At 72.7% G+C, this 19654-nt stretch carries 17 protein-coding genes; 12 read left to right on the plus strand and 5 right to left on the minus strand.

Features of this window, described 5'->3' with window-relative positions; translation table 11 throughout:
• The first annotated feature begins 21 nt into the window (after positions 1 to 21).
• On the plus strand, positions 22 to 1212 hold the full coding sequence (locus AB0L56_RS22360; protein ID WP_365425649.1) for a hypothetical protein: 1191 nt from the start codon (positions 22 to 24) through the stop codon (positions 1210 to 1212).
• Between the two features lie 433 nt (positions 1213 to 1645).
• Here the strand turns inward: AB0L56_RS22360 and AB0L56_RS22365 are convergent, their stop codons facing one another.
• Entirely contained in the window at positions 1646 to 2884 is a 1239-nt protein-coding gene (locus tag AB0L56_RS22365; RefSeq protein ID WP_365425651.1) for a glycosyltransferase family 87 protein, read from the minus strand.
• Between the two features lie 120 nt (positions 2885 to 3004).
• Here AB0L56_RS22365 and AB0L56_RS22370 point away from each other — a divergent pair, with 120 nt between their 5' ends.
• Positions 3005 to 4147 (plus strand): glycosyltransferase family 4 protein, encoded by a 1143-nt coding sequence (locus AB0L56_RS22370; RefSeq protein ID WP_361036551.1) that lies wholly within the window; start codon positions 3005 to 3007, stop codon positions 4145 to 4147.
• Between the two features lie 127 nt (positions 4148 to 4274).
• Here AB0L56_RS22370 and AB0L56_RS22375 read toward each other — a convergent pair whose 3' ends face one another.
• Positions 4275 to 6071: an AMP-dependent synthetase/ligase gene (locus AB0L56_RS22375; protein ID WP_361036553.1), complete on the minus strand. Its 1797-nt coding sequence runs from the start codon at positions 6069 to 6071 to the stop codon at positions 4275 to 4277.
• Between the two features lie 295 nt (positions 6072 to 6366).
• Between AB0L56_RS22375 and AB0L56_RS22380 the strand changes: the two genes are divergently transcribed.
• The 6 genes from AB0L56_RS22380 to AB0L56_RS22405 all read left to right on the plus strand — a co-directional run bounded on the left by AB0L56_RS22380 (position 6367) and on the right by AB0L56_RS22405 (position 11790).
• Positions 6367 to 7164 (plus strand): metallophosphoesterase, encoded by a 798-nt coding sequence (locus tag AB0L56_RS22380; protein ID WP_365425654.1) that lies wholly within the window; start codon positions 6367 to 6369, stop codon positions 7162 to 7164.
• A gap of 129 nt (positions 7165 to 7293) precedes the next feature.
• Complete coding sequence (locus AB0L56_RS22385) at positions 7294 to 7734, plus strand: SRPBCC family protein (protein WP_365425656.1); 441 nt, start codon at positions 7294 to 7296, stop codon at positions 7732 to 7734.
• A 240-nt stretch (positions 7735 to 7974) separates the two neighbouring features.
• Positions 7975 to 9135 (plus strand): ArsA-related P-loop ATPase, encoded by a 1161-nt coding sequence (locus AB0L56_RS22390; protein ID WP_365425658.1) that lies wholly within the window; start codon positions 7975 to 7977, stop codon positions 9133 to 9135.
• A gap of 58 nt (positions 9136 to 9193) precedes the next feature.
• Complete coding sequence (locus AB0L56_RS22395; protein WP_365425660.1) at positions 9194 to 9775, plus strand: DUF5304 domain-containing protein; 582 nt, start codon at positions 9194 to 9196, stop codon at positions 9773 to 9775.
• Positions 9776 to 9902: 127 nt separating this feature from the next.
• Entirely contained in the window at positions 9903 to 10856 is a 954-nt protein-coding gene (locus AB0L56_RS22400) for an ROK family glucokinase (RefSeq protein WP_361036563.1), read from the plus strand.
• Between the two features lie 175 nt (positions 10857 to 11031).
• Positions 11032 to 11790 (plus strand): endonuclease/exonuclease/phosphatase family protein, encoded by a 759-nt coding sequence (locus AB0L56_RS22405; RefSeq protein WP_365425662.1) that lies wholly within the window; start codon positions 11032 to 11034, stop codon positions 11788 to 11790.
• A 10-nt stretch (positions 11791 to 11800) separates the two neighbouring features.
• On the opposite strand, the gene AB0L56_RS22410 is transcribed toward AB0L56_RS22405, so the two are convergent.
• Together AB0L56_RS22410 and AB0L56_RS22415 are read right to left on the minus strand one after the other, a co-directional pair.
• Entirely contained in the window at positions 11801 to 12385 is a 585-nt protein-coding gene (locus AB0L56_RS22410; protein ID WP_365425664.1) for a hypothetical protein, read from the minus strand.
• Complete coding sequence (locus AB0L56_RS22415) at positions 12378 to 13181, minus strand: alpha/beta fold hydrolase (RefSeq protein ID WP_365425666.1); 804 nt, start codon at positions 13179 to 13181, stop codon at positions 12378 to 12380. Before AB0L56_RS22415 ends, AB0L56_RS22410 begins: the two co-directional genes overlap by 8 nt.
• A 202-nt stretch (positions 13182 to 13383) precedes the next feature.
• Here AB0L56_RS22415 and AB0L56_RS22420 point away from each other — a divergent pair, with 202 nt between their 5' ends.
• The 4 genes from AB0L56_RS22420 (at position 13384) to AB0L56_RS22435 (ending at position 17745) form a co-directional block, all read left to right on the plus strand.
• Positions 13384 to 14187, plus strand: coding sequence for a lysophospholipid acyltransferase family protein (locus AB0L56_RS22420; RefSeq protein ID WP_365425757.1), 804 nt, complete (start codon positions 13384 to 13386; stop codon positions 14185 to 14187).
• 30 nt (positions 14188 to 14217) lie between these two features.
• Positions 14218 to 15465 carry a DUF5931 domain-containing protein gene (locus tag AB0L56_RS22425; protein ID WP_365425668.1) on the plus strand — a complete coding sequence of 416 codons (1248 nt, stop codon included), beginning with the start codon at positions 14218 to 14220 and terminating at the stop codon, positions 15463 to 15465.
• Positions 15462 to 16154 (plus strand): response regulator transcription factor, encoded by a 693-nt coding sequence (locus tag AB0L56_RS22430; RefSeq protein WP_365425670.1) that lies wholly within the window; start codon positions 15462 to 15464, stop codon positions 16152 to 16154. The genes AB0L56_RS22425 and AB0L56_RS22430 overlap by 4 nt, the downstream gene beginning before the upstream one ends.
• Before the next feature lie 592 nt (positions 16155 to 16746).
• Complete coding sequence (locus AB0L56_RS22435) at positions 16747 to 17745, plus strand: 2-hydroxyacid dehydrogenase (RefSeq protein WP_361036575.1); 999 nt, start codon at positions 16747 to 16749, stop codon at positions 17743 to 17745.
• Here AB0L56_RS22435 and AB0L56_RS22440 read toward each other — a convergent pair.
• Positions 17697 to 19577, minus strand: a complete 1881-nt coding sequence (locus tag AB0L56_RS22440; RefSeq protein WP_365425672.1) for an anthranilate synthase family protein — start codon at positions 19575 to 19577, stop codon at positions 17697 to 17699. The genes AB0L56_RS22435 and AB0L56_RS22440 overlap by 49 nt on opposite strands.
• Positions 19578 to 19654: the final 77 nt, after the last annotated feature.

Below are 19654 nucleotides of genomic sequence, written 5' to 3' on the forward strand. Positions count from 1 at the left end.
CTCGCCCTTACCCTCGGAAAGGTGGCGGGTCGACGGCGGGTGACGGGAGCGTCCCTGGTGGCGCTGTGTCTGCTGCTCGTCTCCCTGGTCTCGTGCGGCGGCGGCAGCACCGTCGACGGCGCCCGCGCGGAGGTGCAGTCGCTCCTCGACCGGCGCGCGGAGGCGGTCCTCGACCGGGACGCCGCCGCGTACGCCCGCACCGGCACCCGGGCCGGGTTCGACAACCTGCGCGCGGTCCCGCTCGCGGACTGGTCCTACCGGGTCACGTCCCTGCACCGCACCGGCGACAGCGCCACCGCCTCCGCCGACCTCAGCTACCGGGTGGAGGGCTACGACCGTTCCCCGGTCGTCACCGCCCGCTCCCTGAGCCTGAGCCGGGACCGGGACGGCCACTGGTCCGTCGATTCCGACCGCCCCGCGCGGAAGTCCGGCCAGCAGTTGTGGGACCAGGGCCCGGCACGGGCCGTCCGGGGCGAGCGCAGTCTGGTGCTGGGTGTCGGACAGCCCGCCGGCAAACTGCGCGACTACGCCGCGCTGGCCGACCGCGCGGTGCCCGCCGTGTCCGACGCCTGGGGCCCGCGATGGACCGGGCGCGTCCTCGTCATGGTCCCGGAGTCCCTGGAGGACATGGCGGGCCTGCTGGGCTCGCCCGCCTCCTCCTACCGGGGCATCGCCGCCGTCACCACCGGCGCCACCGGCACGGACGGGCGGGCACCGGCGGACCGGGTCATCGTCAACCCGGACGCCTTCGGGCTGCTCGGCGACTCGGGCCGGCAGGTTGTTCTCACCCACGAGACCACCCACGTCGCCACCCGCGCCCACACCTCGCCCGCGACTCCGCTGTGGCTGTCCGAGGGGTTCGCCGACTGGGTCGGCTACCGCGACGGCGGCCGGGGCCCCGCCGAGGCGGCACCGGAGCTCGCCTACGCGGTGAGTCAGGGCGAGGTGCCGGGCGCGCTCCCCACCGACGAGGACTTCGGCTTCTCGGGGGACGCGGACGGCCTCGCCCGCGCCTACGAGGGCGGCTGGCTGGCCTGCCGCCTGATCGCCGACCGCTGGGGCGAGGAGCGCCTCGGCGTGTTCTACCGCGCGGTGGGCGCGCACAAGGAGCGCGAGGGCGCGGTCGAGTCAGCGATGAGCCGCGTCCTGGGCACCACCCCGGAGGCCTTCACCCTCCAATGGCACGACTACATAAGAACCACCCTGACCTGACCACGTACGCCTGCGGCGCACCCACGGTGGGTGGGTGGTGCGGGGGCCATCCCCACGACCCACCCACCGCCGCCCTCCGCGCCCGGCTGCCGCGATCCGCCGCCCGCCGCTCCTGCTGCCGCCCTCCGCGGGCAGCCGCCCGCCGTTCCCGCGGCCCGCCGCTCCTGCTGCCGCCCTCCGCGGGCAGCCGCCCGCCGCCGCGATCCGCATGCAGCCGCCCGCCGCTCGCTGCCGCAATCCGCGGGCAGTCGTGCCGCTGGGGCGGCACGGGTGGGCGCGACGGCACCCCGCTTGCGCCGGGCTGCGCAGACACCCCCCGGCCAGCACCCTCGCGGCCAGCGTCCAGGCGCCGGGCTGCGCAAACCTTCCCCCGGCCGGCACCATCGTGGGGCACCCCGCAGGCACCGGCCGCACAGATACACCCACCCCGGGTTCACGACGAGACTCGCGTCTCCGCCGCCCGGGCCGGCCCCGGGACCAACGGAACCTCCCGCCCCCGACCCGGCACCGTCGTACACCACAACACCCGAGCCCCCACCACCGTCGCCCCCACCAGCAGCCCATTCCGCAACACCAGCAGCGAAACCCCCAGCACATCGCTCGCCACAACATGCGCGAACCACAACGGAAACTCCAGCACCGTCACCAGACAAGCCCCCAGCACCAGCCCCACCGGCCCCCCCATCCGGCTCCCACGGAAGCACAGACACACCGCCCCCACCCCCACCAGCCACACCATGTACTGCGGACTGATCACCCGACTCGTGGTCGTGAACATCAGCACCCCCACCAACGCCGCATCAGCAACCGTGTGCGCCTCGAAACGATTCGCCACCACCCGCCACAGCACCAGCCACCCCAGCGCCGCCCCCGTCAGGAACAGCGCCCCCGTGCTCACCCAGTTCACATACGGCCCAAGGAACTCGACCGAGCCGTAGTTGAGCAGCACCTCGCCCTCCCAGCCGTGATGCCGCGCCACATGGAAGACCAGCGACCCCAGCGACTCCACCTCCGTCCCCCGGTCCCGCTGGAACCCGAGGAACGCGAACGCCCCCGGCATCAGCACGGCGAACAGCACGGCCACACCGACCCCCGTCACCCCCGCCGACACCCACGTCCCACGCCGCCGCACCGCGAGCAGGAGCAGCGCAGGCCACACCTTCACCAGCGCCCCGAACCCCGCCAGCGCCCCCGCCACCCGCGGATGCCGTCCGGCCGCCAGCAGCCCGGCCACCGCCACCGCCGTCACCATCACGTCGTACCGCGCGTACACCGTCGGCCCGAGCAGCGGCACGCCCGCCACCCACACCCAGGCCCCCCGACGCGCCCGCCCGGGACCGCGGCCCCCGTACAGCAGCATCGCCAGCGTGATCAGGTCGGCGACGCACGCCAGCACGAAGAACGCCGTCGGGTACTCCAGGAACGGCAGCAGACCGGGGGAGAGGATCGCCAGCGCCGCCGCGGGCGGGTACTGCCAGGTCACGTCGTTCAGCGGGAACGTTCCGGTGCGCAGGACGTCGTACCAGCCCTGGTAGATCACCGACACGTCGCTGGTGACGTCAGGCCCCGGAAAGACGATCACCTTGAGCACGCACAGCAGCAGCGCCGTTCTCGTCAGCGCCCAGATGACCAGCAGCCATGCCAGGGACCCGCGTCCGGCCGTCGTCTCCACGTGATCCCTGCCCGTCCGGTGTGCCGTCGTGAGGGGCCATGATGTCCCGACTTTGGTGTACGTGCCACAGAGCACCGCCGTGGCGTACCGCGAAAGCACCGTTCGGTAGGGTCTGCGACGATGCACAAGACCCTGATCGTGACCAACGACTTCCCGCCACGGCCCGGCGGCATCCAGGCGTTCCTGCACAACATGGCGCTGCGGCTCGACCCGGAGCGCCTTGTCGTCTACGCCTCCACCTGGAAGCGCTCCCGGGAGGGCGCGGAGGCGACCGCCGCCTTCGATGCCGAGCAGCCCTTCACCGTCGTACGCGACCGTACGACGATGCTGCTGCCGACCCCGGCCGCCACCCGGCGGGCCGTCGGGCTGCTGCGCGAACACGGGTGCACCTCGGTGTGGTTCGGGGCGGCGGCGCCGCTCGGCCTGATGGCCCCGGCGCTGCGCCGCGCGGGCGCGCAGCGGATCGTGGCCACCACCCACGGCCACGAGGCCGGATGGGCCCAGCTGCCCGCCGCACGGCAGCTGCTGCGCCGGATCGGCCAGTCCACGGACACGATCACCTACCTCGGCGAGTACACGCGCTCCCGGATCGCCTCCGCGCTCACCCCCGAGGCCACCGCGCGGATGGTGCAGCTGCCGCCCGGGGTCGACGAGAAGACCTTCCACCCCGGCTCGGGTGGCGACGAGGTGCGGGCGCGTCTGGGGTTGACCGACCGCCCGGTGGTCGTGTGCGTCTCACGGCTGGTGCCGCGCAAGGGCCAGGACACGCTGATCCGGGCCATGCCCGCGATCCTGGCGGCCGAACCGGACGCCGTGCTGCTGATCGTCGGCGGCGGCCCCTACGAGAAGGACCTGCGCCGCCTCGCCCACGACACCGGTGTCTCCGCGGCCGTCCGCTTCACCGGCTCGGTCCCCTGGTCCGAACTGCCCGCCCACTACGGCGTCGGCGACGTCTTCGCGATGCCGTGCCGAACCCGGCGCGGGGGCCTGGACGTCGAGGGCCTCGGCATCGTCTACCTGGAGGCGTCCGCGACCGGCCTGCCCGTCGTGGCCGGCGACTCCGGCGGCGCCCCCGACGCGGTCCTCGACGGCGAGACCGGGTGGGTCGTCCCCGGCGACTCCCCGCCCGAGACGGCCGACCGCATCACCACCCTCCTCGCCGACGAGCAACTCCGCCGGCGCATGGGCGAGCGCGGCAGGGAGTGGGTCGAACAGAAGTGGCGCTGGGACCTCTTGGCGGACGAACTGAAGAAGCTGCTCTGAAGCGGCCGCTGCCCCGGCAGACTCCGCGGGGGCAGCCCCCTAGGGGCGCGGGGAACTGCGCGACAAGCCCCAGACAACCCGCACCCGCCGAACGACCGCCCCCGGCACCCCCTTACGCACCGAAGTCCTACTTCGCGTAAATCGCCTCGATCTCGTTCGCGTAATCCTTCGCCACAACGTTCCGCTTCAGCTTCAACGACGGAGTCAAATGTCCCGACTCCTCGGTGAACTGCGCCGGCAGAATCCGGAACTTCCGCACCGACTCCGCCTTCGACACCGCGGCGTTCCCGTCATCGATCGCCGACTGGATCGCCGCGAGCAGATCCGGGTCCTCGCTCAGCGAAGCCGCCGTCGACCCGGCGGGCTTCCCGTGCTCGTCGGCCCAGCGGCCGAGGAACTCCTCGTCGATGGTGACCAGCGCGCCCACGAACGGCCGCCCGTCGCCCACCACCATGCACTCCGCCACCAGCGCGTGCGCGCGGATCCGGTCCTCGATGACCGCCGGGGCGACGTTCTTGCCGCCCGCCGTCACCAGTATTTCCTTCTTCCGGCCGGTGATCCGCAGATAGCCGTCCTCGTCCAGCGTGCCGATGTCCCCGGTGTGGAACCAGCCGTCGGCCAGCGCCTCGGCGGTGGCGCCCGGGTTGTTCCAGTACTCCCTGAACAGGTGCTCGCCGTGCAGCAGCACCTCGCCGTCATCCGCTATCCGGACGACGGAGCCGGGCAGTGGCTGGCCGACCGTGCCGATCTTCTGCCGGTCCCATGGGTTGAACGCGGTGGCCGCGCAGGACTCGGTCAGACCGTAGCCCTCCAGCACGCTGAAGCCGATGCCGCGGAAGAAGTGGCCCAGACGCTCGCCGAGCGGGGCGCCGCCCGAGATGGCGTACTCGCCGCGCCCGCCCAGCACCGCGCGCAGCTTGCCGTAGACCAGCCTGTCGAACACCTTGTGCTTGATCTTCAGGCCCACCGACGGCCCGGACCGCGTGTCCAGCGCCTGGCTGTAGGCGATCGCCGTGTCCGCCGCCTTGTCGAAGATCTTGCCCTTGCCGTCGGCCTGCGCCTTGGCCCGCGCCGAGTTGTAGACCTTCTCGAACACCCGGGGCACGCCGAGGATCAGCGTCGGCCGGAACGAGGCCAGCTCGTCGGTGAGGTTCTTGATGTCGGGCACGCAGCCCAGCTTGATCGGCGCCATCATGGGCGCGATCTGCACCAGCCGCCCGAAGACATGCGCGAGCGGCAGGAACAGCAGCACCGAGCACTCGCCGGTGCGGAAGAGTGGACGCAGCCGCTCCACGATGTTGCCGCACTCCGCGAAGAAGCTGCGGTGGGTGAGCACACACCCCTTGGGACGGCCGGTGGTGCCGGAGGTGTAGACGATGGTCGCCGGGTCGTCCGCCTTCGCGACCGAGCTGCGCTCCTCCACCGTCTCGTCCGTGACGCCCTGCCCGAGCCGGCCCAGCTCCTCGAGGCCGCCGGCCTCGATCTGCCACAGGTTCTTCAGCGCGGGCAGCCGGTCGCGCACCGACTCCACGGTCGCCGTGTGGGCGTCGAGCTCCACGAAGCAGGCGGTGGCACCGGAGTCGCCGAGGATCCACGCCACCTGCTCCGGCGAGCTGGTCTCGTACACGGGCACGGTGACCGCGCCGGCGCTCCAGATCGCGAAGTCCAGCAGCGTCCACTCGTAGCGGGTCCGGGACATCAGGCCCACCCGGTCGCCGGGCTGCACACCTGCGGCGATCATGCCCTTGGCGGCCGCCCGCACCTCCGCGAGGAAGGCGGTGGCCGTCACGTCCTGCCACGTCCCCCCGGCCTTGCGGGCGATGACGGCCACATCGGGATGCTGCGCGGCGTTTCTGCGGACGATGTCGGTCAGATTGCCGTCCGCGGGGACCTCGTACAGGGCCGGAAGGCTGAACTCGCGCAAGACTGCTGCTCCTCTTAGGGCGCCGGCGCCACGACGGTGTGCGATGCGACGGTGCGGTCCAAGGCTCGGGCGGGTGCTCGCGAATTCACAAGTTGAAATCCCGAGCACGACTGGACTGCCCGGACGTTACCCGCCGGTATGGCTTCTCGACAGGGGCTCCCCGTCAGATGTTCGCTGCGTCACACAGATTGGTGTTCCATTGCGCACAGTAGTCCACTTGCGAACCGACGAGCCAGTAACCGCAGGTCCGCCCGTCGTTGTTCACGCCTGCCGCACACGCTTACCCTCGATCGTCATGGCACCGACACCAGGCGGCAACCGGCGGACCCGCATCCACGTGGTCAGCGATGTGCACGGCAACGCCCGTGACCTCGCACGGGCCGGCGAGGGCGCCGACGCCCTCGTCTGCCTGGGCGACTTGGTCCTCTTCCTCGACTACGCCGACCACTCGCGCGGCATCTTCCCCGATCTGTTCGGCACCGAGAACGCCGACCGCATCGTGGAGTTGCGCACCGCCCGCCGGTTCGAGGAGGCGCGCGACTTCCAGCGCCGGCTCTGGGCCGGCATCGAGATGGACAGGGCCGCGGCGATCGAGAAGGCGGTGCGCAAGCAGTACGCCGAGCTGTTCGCCGCCTTCCCCACTCCCACGTACGCCACCTACGGCAACGTCGACATTCCGCCTCTGTGGCGGGAGTACGCGGGCCCCGGCACCACTGTCCTCGACGGGCAGCGTGTGGAGATCGGCGGCCGGACCTTCGGCTTCGTCGGCGGGGGCCTGCGCACGCCCATGCGCACGCCGTACGAGGTCGACGACGAGGAGTACGCCGCGAAGATCGAGGCCGTCGGCGAGGTGGACGTGCTGTGCACCCACATTCCCCCGGAGGTGCCGGACCTGGTCTACGACACCGTCGCCCGCCGCTTCGAGCGGGGCAGCCGGGCCCTGCTGGACGCGATCCGCCGCACCCGGCCCCGCTACTCCCTCTTCGGCCATGTCCACCAGCCGCTGGTGCGGCGCATGCGCATCGGCGCCACCGAATGCGTCAACGTCGGCCACTTCGCGAGCACCGGACGGCCCTGGGCGCTCGAATGGTGAGGCCGGAAGGGTGCGGATGCCCCAGGTCGGGTGAGTTCGGCCGGTCCCGCGCACGGTAGCCTTCCGCTGCACGCGCGTGCGCTGCACGGCGACGACGACTACCGGCCCGCATCTGGAGGAGCCACGGCGATGGCGGAACACACCAGCTCGAGCATCACGATCGAGGCGGCACCGGCCGACGTCATGGGGGTGATCGCCGACTTCGCCCGTTATCCCGACTGGACGGGCGAGGTGAAGGAGGCGGAGGTCCTCGCGACCGACGAGAAGGGCCGCGCCGAGCAGGTGCGTCTCGTCATGGACGCGGGCGCGATCAAGGACGACCAGGTGCTGGCGTACACCTGGAGCGGCGGACACGAGGTCTCCTGGACCCTGGTGAAGTCCCAGATGCTCCGCTCCCTCGACGGCTCCTACGTCCTCACCCCGGCCGCCCCGGGCACGACGGAGGTCACCTACCGCCTCACCGTCGACGTCAAGATCCCCATGCTCGGCATGATCAAGCGCAAGGCAGAAAAGGTCATCATCGACCGAGCCCTGGCCGGCTTGAAGAAGCGCGTCGAGTCAACAAGCTAGGCAGCCGCGGGCAGTGATGCCGCGTAGCTGCGGGCACCGATGCCGCGCCCAGCTCCGGGCAGCCACGCCGCCCCAGCTGCGGGCAATCGTGCCTCCCCCAGTGCCTTAAAGGCCTGGGAGGTACCCCCAGGGCGATGGGGGTCCCCCCGCTCGAGCGAAGCCGAGAGTGGGGGAGGGTGGGCGCAGCGGCACCCGGCAAGCGACACCCCGCCCGCCCAGCCTCAGTTACCGTTCACCCCCATGCGCACCCTCCTGATCACAGGCCCCGGTGGCGGCGGCCGCACGACCCTCGCCGCCGCCACCGCGCTGACCGCAGCCCGCAACGGCACCCGCACCCTCCTCCTCACCACCGACCCCCCGCACACCGCCCACCCCGCGCTGGGCGATCTCGCCGACGACCCCCCACCCCACCTCACCCTCCGCCACGTCGACCCCGCCCCCGCCTTCCACAAGGACCTCGCCGCCCTCCAAACCCGAGCCGCCCCCGCCCTCGACCTCCTCGGCGCCTCCCGCCTCGAACCCGACGAGTTCACCCCCCTCCCCGGCGCCGACGAACTGGCCACCCTCCGCGCCCTGCGCGACGCCACACTGGCCGACGAGCCCCACGACCTCGTCGTCGTCGACCTCCCACCCACCCCCCGCGCCCTCGCCCTCCTCGCCCTCCCCGAGGAACTCCGCCGCTACCTGCGCCGCCTCCTCCCACCCGAGCGTCAAGCGGCCCGCGCCCTGCGCCCCATGCTCGGCCGCCTCGCCGGCGTCCCGCTGCCCGCCGACTGGCTGTACGAGACGGCCGCCCGCCTGGACCTGCAACTCGCCGCCGTCGAGGCCGTGCTCGCCGACCGCGACACCGTCGTACGCCTGGTAGCCGAACCGGGCCCCGCCGCCGCCGAGGCCATCCGCACGGCCACCCTCGGACTGGCCCTCCGCGGACTGCGCACCGACATGCTCCTCGCCAACCGTGTCCTCCCGGAGCACGACGGCGACAGCTGGCTCGCCACCCCCGTCGCCCAGCAGCGCAAGACGCTCGAGGAGTGGCGCGAGTCCTACGACGTCCACCCGGTCGCCCACCTCGGCCGCGACCCGCGCGGCACGGACGACCTCGCCGCGCTCGCGGTCCCGGGCGCCCCGACGGCGCCCGGCACGGTGAAGTGGCCGGTCACCGACGACCTCGCCGAAAACGGCGTCCTCGTCTGGCACCTCCCCCTCCCCGGCGCCCGCCGCGACGAACTCGACCTCATACGGCGCGGCGACGACATCGTCGTCACCGTCGGCCCGTTTCGCCGCACGGTCCCCCTGCCCTCCGCCCTGCGCCGCTGCACCGTCGACGGCGCGGCCCTGCGGGAGGGTGAACTGCGCATCCGGTTCCGGCCGGATCCCGGACTGTGGCCGCGTATCCGCTGAAGCCGCCACGAGCGTTCGGGTAACGTCGATGGGGCCACCGCAGTCGAAGGAGTCCGTCATGAGCGAACAGCTCCCCCCGCCCGAAGACGCCGGGGACGAGACCGCCGACAAGCCGGTGGACGACGCGCGGGCGGACGGCACCGAAACCCATGCCCGCACCGAAACCCATGCCGGCCCCGAAACCCATGCCCGCACCGAAACCCACGCCGACGCCTGGGCGACCGCTGTCGCCGAGGACCTGGAGGCGGAGAAGGCCCGCCGCCGCGCCCAGCACGGCCCGCCCGCCGGTTCCGCCGCCGAGGAACTGAAGAAGCTCGTCGACGCCGTCGCCGACAAGCTCTCCGGACTGCAGTCGCCCCTGTTCGGCGCCGTCGCCGGACCCGCCGCGCAGCAGGTGGTGCGGCAGGTCGTCCAGCAGGCCAAGGCCGCCGTCGAACCCGTCATCGAACGCAACCCCGATGTGTTCGACCACCTCGCCGCCGCCGGCAACGAACTCCTCGCCGCCTACCGTTCCGCCGTGCAGGACCAGGAGCGCCGCTGGACCTCCCGCGACAACGCCGACCCGCGCGACCTGGACGACCGCCGGGACCGCGGTGACGACCCCGGCACCGCCCCCGGCGAGCACATCGACCTGGACTGAACCCACGGTCCCCGGCCGGGACCCCATGATCCCCGCCGGGCCGCCCACCGTGCGAACACCGGCCTTCCCGGCACGGCGGCTCGGGTACCGTGGGCGGTAGCGGGGCTCGACCGAAACTGAGGGATTCATGGGACTCACCATCGGCGTCGATATCGGCGGCACCAAGATCGCGGCCGGCGTGGTCGACGAGGACGGCAACATCCTCTCGACCCACAAGGTGCCGACCCCGGGCACGCCCGACGGGATCGTGGACGCCATCGCCTCCGCGGTGGAAGGAGCACGCGCCGGACACGACATCGCCGGCGTGGGCATCGGCGCGGCCGGATACGTCAACCGCCAGCGCTCCGAGGTCTACTTCGCCCCCAACATCCACTGGCGCAACGAGCCGCTCAAGGCCAAGGTCGAGGCCCGCGTGGGTCTCCCGGTGGTCGTGGAGAACGACGCCAACGCCGCCGCCTGGGGCGAGTACAAGTTCGGCGCCGGCAAGGGCCACCGCAACGTCATCTGCATCACGCTCGGCACCGGCCTCGGCGGCGGCGTGATCATCGGCAACAAGCTGCGCCGCGGCCACTTCGGCGTGGCCGCCGAGTTCGGCCACATCCGCATGGTCCCGGACGGCCTGCTGTGCGGCTGCGGCTCGCAGGGCTGCTGGGAGCAGTACGCCTCCGGCCGCGCCCTCGTCCGCTACGCCAAGCAGCGCGCCAACGCCACCCCCGAGAACGCCGAGACGCTGCTGTCCCTCGGCGACGGCACCCCGGAGGGCATCGAGGGCAAGCACGTCTCCATGGCCGCCCGCCAGGGCGACCGGGTGGCCGTCGACTCCTACCGCGAGCTGGCCCGCTGGGTCGGCGCCGGCCTCGCCGACCTGGCCTCCCTCTTCGACCCCTCCGCCTTCATCGTCGGCGGCGGCCTCTCCGACGAGGGCGAACTGGTCCTGGGCCCGATCCGCAAGTCCTACAAGCGCTGGCTGGTCGGCGGCAACTGGCGCCCGGTCGCCGACGTCCTCGGCGCCCAACTCGGCAACAAGGCGGGCCTCGTCGGCGCAGCCGACCTGGCCCGCGAACCGGACCCCATCATGTGATCCCACCCGTCACACGCACGGCAGCGCCCGCCCGATCCCCTCGAGGGACGGCGGGCGCAGCCGTTCCAGCCGGCGACCTGCCCTCGCCGTTTCCCCCGACGCGTGGCGTGACGTGCCCCGGCATGTGAAGCGCTGAGCCGCATTCCGGCGGGTGGTGCGACGTATGTTGATCCGTATGGCGACGACTCCGCTGCTGCCCGACTCCCGGACCGAGCCCGACGGTTCGGCCGTCATTCGGGTGTTGAGCTACAACATCCGTTCGATGCGGGACGACACCGGTGCGCTCGCGCGGGTGATCAGTGCCTGTGCGCCGGATCTGGTGATGCTGCAGGAGGCGCCGCGGTTCTTCCGGTGGCGGAAGAAGCTCGCCGCGCTGGCGTCCGAGTCCGGGCTGGTGATCCTGTCCGGGGGTGCCACCGCCGCCGGGCCCGCGCTTCTGTGCTCACTGCGGGCGACCGTCGAGCGGACCGAGGACGTGCTGCTGCCGCTCACCCCGGGGCAGCACCGGCGCGGGCTCGCCACCGCCGTCGTACGGTTCGGCGGGGCCCGGGTCGGGGCGGTGAGCTGTCATCTGTCCCTGCGGAGCGACGAGCGGTACGCGCAGGGCGGCATGCTGCTGGACCGGCTCGCCGCGATGGGCGTCGAGCACGCCGTCGTGGGCGGGGACCTGAACGAGGGGCCGGGCGGGCCTACCTTCCGGCGGCTGAGCGAAGCGCTCACCGACTGCTGGGCCGCGGCACCCTGGGGCGGCGAGCACACCTGGACCCGGGACGAACCGCACCGGCGGATCGACGCCCTCTTCGTCACCAAAGGTGTCGAGGTGCTGGGGTGCGGGGTGCCGCTGGAGCAGCCCGGGGTGAGCCGGCGCGATCTGGAGGCGGCTACCGATCATCTGCCGGTTCTGGCCGCCCTGCGGGTACCGGCTGCGCCATAGCCGCCGGCGGTCAGACCACCGCGCCCCGGCCCGGGTCGTCGTCGTCCTCGTCGTCGTCCGTGCGCATCCGCATCACCAGCGTCGCGAAGCCGCCCAGGAAGCCGCCGATGCACACGGTGGTCAGCCACCAGGTCATCTCCCAGCGGAGCAGGATCGCCACCAGGAGCAGCACCGGGCCGCCCAGCACACCGAGCCAGGCGAACTTCGACGTCACGTCCGTCTCCGGCAGCGGCGGCGGCTCCGGCGGGATGAAGTGGCCCTCGTCCGTCTCGTCGAAATCGTCGTCCGACGGCTCGGACACGCTGTAGTCGCGCGGACCCCCGCCGCCGACGCCGGGCGCGAAGGAGACGGAGCCGCCGAGCGGCTTGGCGGGCTTGTCCTCGGCGTTCCGGGGCCCCTCGGACTCCACCTCGTCGTTGGTCTCGGACTCCAGCAGCGCCAGGTCCTCCACCGACTTGAACGGCTTGGCGCCCGGCGGGTCCGGCGGCTCGTCGCCGTACCCGGCGACGATCGCCTCCCAGGCGGCGGCCTCGTCGAAGGGGACGCCCTTCTCCTCCGGCTCGCGGCCCTCACGGTCCGAGTCGTGCTCAGCCACCTGTGGCCGTCCCTTCCTTGCCGAGACCGGGCTCCGGCTCCTTGACGGCGCCGGGCGCCAGCCGGCCGATGAACGCGGTGCTCTCCTCGAAGATCCGCTCCGCGTCATGGTCCAACGTCGCCACGTGGTAGCTCTGTTCCAGCAGGATCTCCGTGACGTCCGTCGACGACACCCGGCCGAGGATCCGCGCCGAGTCCGCGGGCGGCACCACATGGTCCTGCGGGCTGCGCATCAGCAGCAGCGGCTGCGTGACCTGGGGCAGCTCGCCGTCGACGAGACGGAAGAAGTTCCGCAGCGAATGCGCCGCGTGCAGCGGCACCCGGTCGTAGCCGAGCTCCCTGCTCTGCGGCTTGGCGATATCGCTCGCGATGCCCTTGGTGGCAGGGACGAGATGGCGGAGCACGGGGAGGGCGTGCGCGGCCACGCCGTGCACCTTGTTCGCCGGGTTGACGACCATCACCCCGCTCACCGCGTCACCGTGCCGCGCGGCCAGCCGCAGCGCCAGCGCGCCGCCCATCGACAGCCCGGCCACGAAGACCCGGGCGCTGCGGTCCCGCAGCAGCCGCAGCTCGCGGTCCACCTCCGCGTACCAGTCCTGCCAGCCGGTGACCCCGAGGTCCTGCCAGCGGGTGCCGTGCCCGGGCAGCAGCGGCAGCGAGACGGTCAGGTCGCGCTCGGCGAGGTGCTCCGCCCAGGGGCGCAGCGACTGCGGCGAACCGGTGAAGCCGTGGCAGAGGAGAACGGCGGTCTCCCCGCCCTCGTGGCGGAACGGCTCGGCTCCGGTCAGGAGCGGCACCTTCGGCCTCCTGTTCGTCTGAGGATGCGCATGCAGGTTCGTAGCGGCTCGTCACTTCAGGGCAGAGACGGCACACGGATTGCAGGACCTTCACCGTACGCGACCGTACTGACACCGACCAGGGCCGACGGGTCCTTTCACGGTGGGCCGGGATATGGTCTGACCAACACGCACAGGAGGCACTCGGTTGTTGTACGGCACGATGAAGGTCGCCATCGGAGGGCCGCTGAAGCTCGCCTTCAGGCCCTGGGTGGAGGGCCTGGAGAACATTCCCGCCGAGGGCCCCGCCGTCCTGGCCAGCAACCACCTGTCGTTCTCCGACTCCTTCTTCCTGCCGGCCGTGCTGGACCGCAAGGTCACCTTCATCGCCAAGGCCGAGTACTTCACCACACCGGGTGTGAAGGGCCGGATGACGGCCGCCTTCTTCAAAGGCGTCGGCCAGCTCCCGGTGGACCGCTCCGGTGCGCGCGGCGCCGGTGAGGCGGCGATCAAGAGCGGCATAGAGGTGCTGGAGCGCGGCGAGCTGTTCGGGATCTACCCGGAGGGCACCCGCTCGCCCGACGGCCGCCTCTACCGCGGCAAGCCGGGCGGCCTCGCGCGCGTGGCGCTGGCCACCGGGGCACCCGTGATCCCGGTCGCCATGATCGACACGGAGAAGATCCAGCCGCCCGGAAAGGTCGTGCCGAAGCTGATGCGGCCCGGCATCCGGATCGGCAAGCCGCTGGACTTCAGCCGCTACCAGGGCATGGAACACGACCGCTTCGTCCTCCGCGCGGTGACCGACGAGGTCATGTACGAGATCATGAAGCTCTCCGGCCAGGAGTACGTCGACATATACGCCACCGCCATGAAGCGGCAGCTCGCGGAGGCGGCCAAGGCGGAGAAGGAAGCGGAGAAGGCGGCGAAGGCGGCCCTCGCCCGCGCGGAGAAGGAACAGGCCGAGAAGCTCAGGGCCGCGATGGAGCAGGCCGACCGGGAGCGGACCGAGAGACAATCCGGTCCCTAGCGGGAGCTCGGGGCGGATTGTGGGGGGACCATGACCAAGCGCGACAGCGTCATGCGGATGTCGGTCGAGCAGCCGCTCTGGCGCGCGCTCGCCGGGTACCGGGTCCTCACCATGATGTACGCGGTCGGCCTGTTCGCCGCCGCGCACGAGGAGTTCGCCCGCCCCTGGCTCGCCGCGGGTTTCTTCGCGGTCCTGGCGGTGTGGACCCTGGTCACCCTGCCCAAGGTCGCGAGCGCCGCCGCCTGCACCAAGCGGTTCCTCACCGCCGACCTGACCATCGCCCTCACCGGCATCCTGCTGACCCCCGTCGCCGACGCCGCCGAACGCGTGCAGGCGGGCGGCCCGACCCTGCCCTCCATCTGGACCGCCGGATCGGTGCTCGCCTTCGCCATCAAGGGCGGCTGGCGCTGGGCGGCCCTCGCCTCCACCCTCGTCGCCGTCGCCAACCTGATCGAGCGCGGCAGCCCCGCCCGCGACACCGTGCACAACGTGATCCTGGTCTGGGTCGCCTCCATCGCCATCGGCTACGTCGTCGAGGTGGCCCGCGCCTCCGAGCGCACCCTCGCCCGCGCCCTGGAGATCGAGGCCGCCACCCGGGAGCGGGAACGCCTCGCGCGGGACATCCACGACAGCGTCCTCCAGGTGCTCGCCATGGTGCAGCGGCGCGGCGCGGTGATCGGCGGCGAGGCCGCGGAACTGGGCCGGATGGCCGGCGAGCAGGAGGTGGCGCTGCGCACTCTGGTCTCCGGCGGCCTTGTACCGGTCTTCCGGGTCTCGGAGGACGCCGCCCGGGGAGCGGTCGTACGGGCCGTGGAACAGGACCTGGACGACGGCGCGGGCGACGACCGGCCGGTCGACCTGCGCGCCCTGCTCGCCCCCTTCGCCGGGGCCCGGGTGAGTCTCGCCGAGCCGGGAGCGCCGGTCCTGCTGGCACCGGCCGCCGCGCGGGAGGTGGCCGCCGCCGTCGGGGCCGCCCTGGACAATGTGCGCCAGCACGCCGGCGAGCAGGCCCGCGCATGGATCCTGGTCGAGGACGAACCGGACGACGTGATCGTCACCGTCCGCGACGACGGACCCGGCATCCCCGAGGGACGGCTCGCCCAGGCCGAGGGGGAGGGCCGGCTCGGCGTGGCCCTGTCCATCCGGGACCGCCTGCGCGACCTCGGCGGCAGCGCCGAACTGGTCTCGGTACCGGGCCAGGGCACGGAGGTCGAGCTGAAGGTGCCCAAGGAGACGCAGCACGGGAACGACCCGCGGGGGAAGGCGGAACAGCGATGACGGACACCACCGGACGCCACACGGACCCGATCAAGGTCATGGTGGTCGACGACCACCCCATGTGGCGCGACGCCGTCGCCCGCGACCTGTCCGAGTCGGGCTTCGAGGTCGTCGCCACCGCCGGCGACGGGGAGCAGGCGGTGCGCCGCGCCAAGGCCGCCGCGCCGGACGTTCTCGTCCTCGACCTGAACCTGCCCGGCAAGCCCGGCGTCCAGGTCTGCAAGGAGGTCGTCGCCGCGAACGGCGCCGTCCGCGTGCTCGTCCTGTCGGCCAGCGGAGAACACGCAGACGTGCTGGAGGCCGTGAAGTCCGGCGCCACCGGCTACCTGCTGAAGTCCGCGTCCACGGAGGATCTGCGGGACGCGGTGCGCCGTACCGCCGTCGGCGACCCGGTGTTCACCCCCGGCCTCGCCGGACTGGTCCTCGGCGAATACCGCCGCCTCGCCTCCGAACCGGCCGGCGCCGCCCCCGCCGACGGCGAACCGGGGACGCCCCGGCTCACCGACCGCGAGACCGAGGTGCTGCGCCTGGTCGCCAAGGGGCTGAGTTACAAGCAGATCGCCGAACGCCTCGTCATCTCCCACCGCACCGTGCAGAACCACGTACAAAACACCCTCGGCAAACTCCAACTCCACAACCGCGTAGAACTCGTCCGCTACGCCATAGAACGCGGCCTGGACAACGACTAGCCCCATCCCAGGCCCCAACCACCCCCGCCCGCCATCCCCGGCCCCTCCCGCCATCAGCGCCACCGCCCCTCCCGCGCCCCGCTGCACCGCCGCTCCCGCGCCCCGCTGCACCGCCGCTCCCGCGCCCCGCTGCACCGCCGCTCCCGCGCCCCGCTGCACCGCCGCTCCCGCGCCCCGCTGTACCGCCGCTCCCGCGCCCCGCTGTACCGCCCCTCCCGCGCCCCGCTGCACCGCCGCTCCCGCGCCCCGCTGTACCGCCGCTTCCGCGCCCCGCCGTGCCGCCGCTTCCGCGCCCCGCTGCACCGCCCCTCCCGCGCCCCGCTGCACCGCCGCTCCCGCGCCCCGCCGTGCCGCCGCTTCCGCGGCCCGCTGCACCGCCGTTCCCGCGGCCCGCTGCCGCGATCCGCGGGCAATCGTGCCGCTGGGGCGGCACGGGTGGGCGCGACGGCACCCCGCATGCGCCGGGCTGCGCAGACACCCCCCGGCCAGCCACAACCCCGCCCACTGCCCCATTCGGCCCAAGCACCCCCACCACGCCCCCCGTATATTCGCCAGTGGAGGCAGCAATCCCGCCCCACCCCCGGAGGGCCCCGTGGAGATCCTCGCGTTCGGAGTGCAAGCCGACGAGCGGCCCCTGGTGGAGCAAGCCTTCGAGAAGAGCCACCACGCCGCGCACGCCGTCGGCGTCTTCCTCAACACCGACACCGCCCCCATCGCCGCCGGCCACGAGATCATCTCCACCAGCGTCAACTGCGACCTCGGCGCCGACGTGCTGTCCGACCTCGCCGCCGGCGGCACCCGGATGGTCGCCCAGCGCTCCACCGGCTTCAACAACATCGACCTGGAGGTCGCCGAACGGCTCGGCCTGACAATCGCCCGGGTCTCCTCCTACTCGCCGTACTCCGTCGCCGAGTTCGCCTGGACCCTAGCGATGGCGGTCAACCGCCGCGTCGTCCGCGCCTCCATCCGCACCCGCGACTTCGACTTCCGGCTCGACGGACTGATGGGCCGCGACATGCACGGCCGCACCGCCGGCATCCTCGGCACCGGCAAGATCGGCGAGGCGTTCGCCCGGATCGCCCACGGCTTCGGCATGCGACTGCTGGGCTGGGACGTCAGCGAGAACCCCGCCTGCCGGGACCTCGGCATGACCTACGTCCCCAAGGACCAGCTCCTCGCCGAGTCCGACCTGGTCAGCCTGCACGTCCCGCTGCTGCCCGCCACCCAGCGCCTCATCGACGCCGCCGCCCTGAAGACCATGCGGGACGACGCGATCCTGGTGAACTCCAGCCGGGGCGGTCTCGTCGACACCGCGGCCCTCGTCGCCGAACTGCGCGAGGGCCGCTTCACGGGCGTCGGACTGGACGTGTACGAGGCGGAGGCGGGTCTGTTCTTCCTCGACAAGTCGCTGGAGGCCGTCGACGACGACACCCTGGCCCGCCTGGTCACCTTCCCGAACGTCCTCGTGACCTCCCACCAGGCGTACTACACCGAGGACGCCGTCCGGCAGATCATCGAGACCACGGTGAACAACGTCCTCGACTACACCGCCGGCCGCCGCTCCGAGAACGTCCTGGTGCCGCGCAGCTGACCCATCAGCTCCCGCACGACCGCCGCGCCGTTCAGGGTCAGCACCGACTCGGGATGGAACTGCAGCGACGCGAACCCCGCGCCCCGCAGCGCGTGCACCTCGCCGTTGGCGGCGCGGCTCACCTCGATGCCGTGCGCGGCCAGCTCCCGCTCGGCGTCCTCGTCGCAGTGCGCCACGAAGCTGTTGTAGAAGCCGACCGTCTCCCGCCGCCCGAACAGATCGATCTCCGTCTGCGCGCCCTGGTACGGCACCTCCTTGCGTACGATCTCCAGCCCCAGCTCGGCCGCGATCAGCTCGTGGCCGAGGCAGACGCCGAGGACGCCGTGCCGGTTGCCGCCGATGACCTCGGCGGTCAGCGTGCGCAGGAACCGCATCTTCGGGTCGGCCGTGTCGGACGGGTCGCCCGGCCCGGGACCCAGCACCAGCGGGCCCTCGTGGGCGAGCACCGTCTCCCGCAGACCTGGCTCGTCGTACCGGCGCACGGTCACGTCCAGACCGGCGGCGCGCAGCACGTGGGCGAGCATCGCGGTGAAGGTGTCCTCCCCGTCGACGACCAGCGCGTGGCCGGTCAGCGCGTCGGACCGCTCCTGCATCCGCAGCCAGAACGGCGCCAGCGAGGCCCGGCGCCCGTCCAGCGCCGCCCGCACCCGCGGGTCGTCGGCCAGCTGCGGCCGTACGGACTCCGCGCGCGGCCGTCCCGGGCGCACGCCCAGCGCGGCCAGCACCCCGGCCGCCTTGGCGTGGGTCTCCGCGACCTCGCCCGCCGGGTCCGAGCCGCGCACCAGCGTGGCCCCGACCGGCACCCGCAGCCGTCCGGCCGCGTCGATGTCGGCGGTGCGGATCAGGATGGGGGAGTCCAGGGTCTGGGCGCCGCCCTCGTCACGGCCGATGAGCGCGAGCGCGCCCGCGTAGTAGCGCCGGCCGCCGGTCTCGTGCCGTTCGATCACCCGGCAGGCGTTCTGCACTGGCGACCCGGTGACGGTCGCCGCGAACATCGTCTCCCTCAGCACCTCGCGCACATCCAGTGAGCTCCGGCCGCGCAGCTCGTACTCGGTGTGGGCGAGATGCGCCATCTCCTTCAGCCGGGGGCCGATCACGACCCCGCCCATGTCGCCGACGGTGCACATCATCTTGAGCTCCTCGTCGACGACCATCGACAGCTCCTCGATCTCCTTGCCGTCGGCGAGGAACTCCAGCAGGTGCTCGGGGGTCGGCCCGCCAGCCGGATAGCGGTAGGTCCCGCTGATCGGGTTCATCACGACCGTCCCGCCGGACGCCCTCACATGTACCTCCGGGCTGGCCCCGACCAGCGTCCGGTCGCCGGTGTGCACCACGAACGTCCAGTACGCGCCCCGCTCGCCCTCGAGGAGCCGCCGGAACAGCGCGAGGGCGTCGGCCCGCCCGAACCCGGGGACTTCACCCTCGTACGTTCTGCGGATCACGAAGTTGGCGCCCTCGCCCCGGCCGATCTCCTCGTCGAGGACCCGGCCGACGATCCGCGCGTACTCCTCGTCGCCGACGTCGAAGCCGCCGCCCTCGACGCGGACGCCGTGGGCGGGGAGCCGGTCGAGCGCTTCGGCGAGCGGGATCTCGTCACGTTCCTCGGGGGTCAGCACCAGCAGCGGGGTGCCGTCGTCGCGGACGTCGAAGCCGCGCTCACGGATCTGCCGGAAGGGGACCAGCGCCAGCCCCTCGTCGGGCAGGTCGGCCAGCCGCTCCCGGCTGGTGACCGGGCCGATCAGCAGCTCGACTACTTCGTGGTCGTGCCCCGGGGTGCGGCGGCGCAGCAGGGCGAAGGGGCGGTCGTCGTGGGGGAGCTGGGTCAGGTCCATGGGGCGTTCCTCGTTTCGTCGCTGTCGTGAGCGGTGAGGAACGGCCCCGGAAACCACCGAAGGCCGCCCCTCGGGCG

Source organism: Streptomyces sp. NPDC052079, assembly GCF_040680275.1.
Classification (GTDB): Bacteria; Actinomycetota; Actinomycetes; order Streptomycetales; family Streptomycetaceae; genus Streptomyces.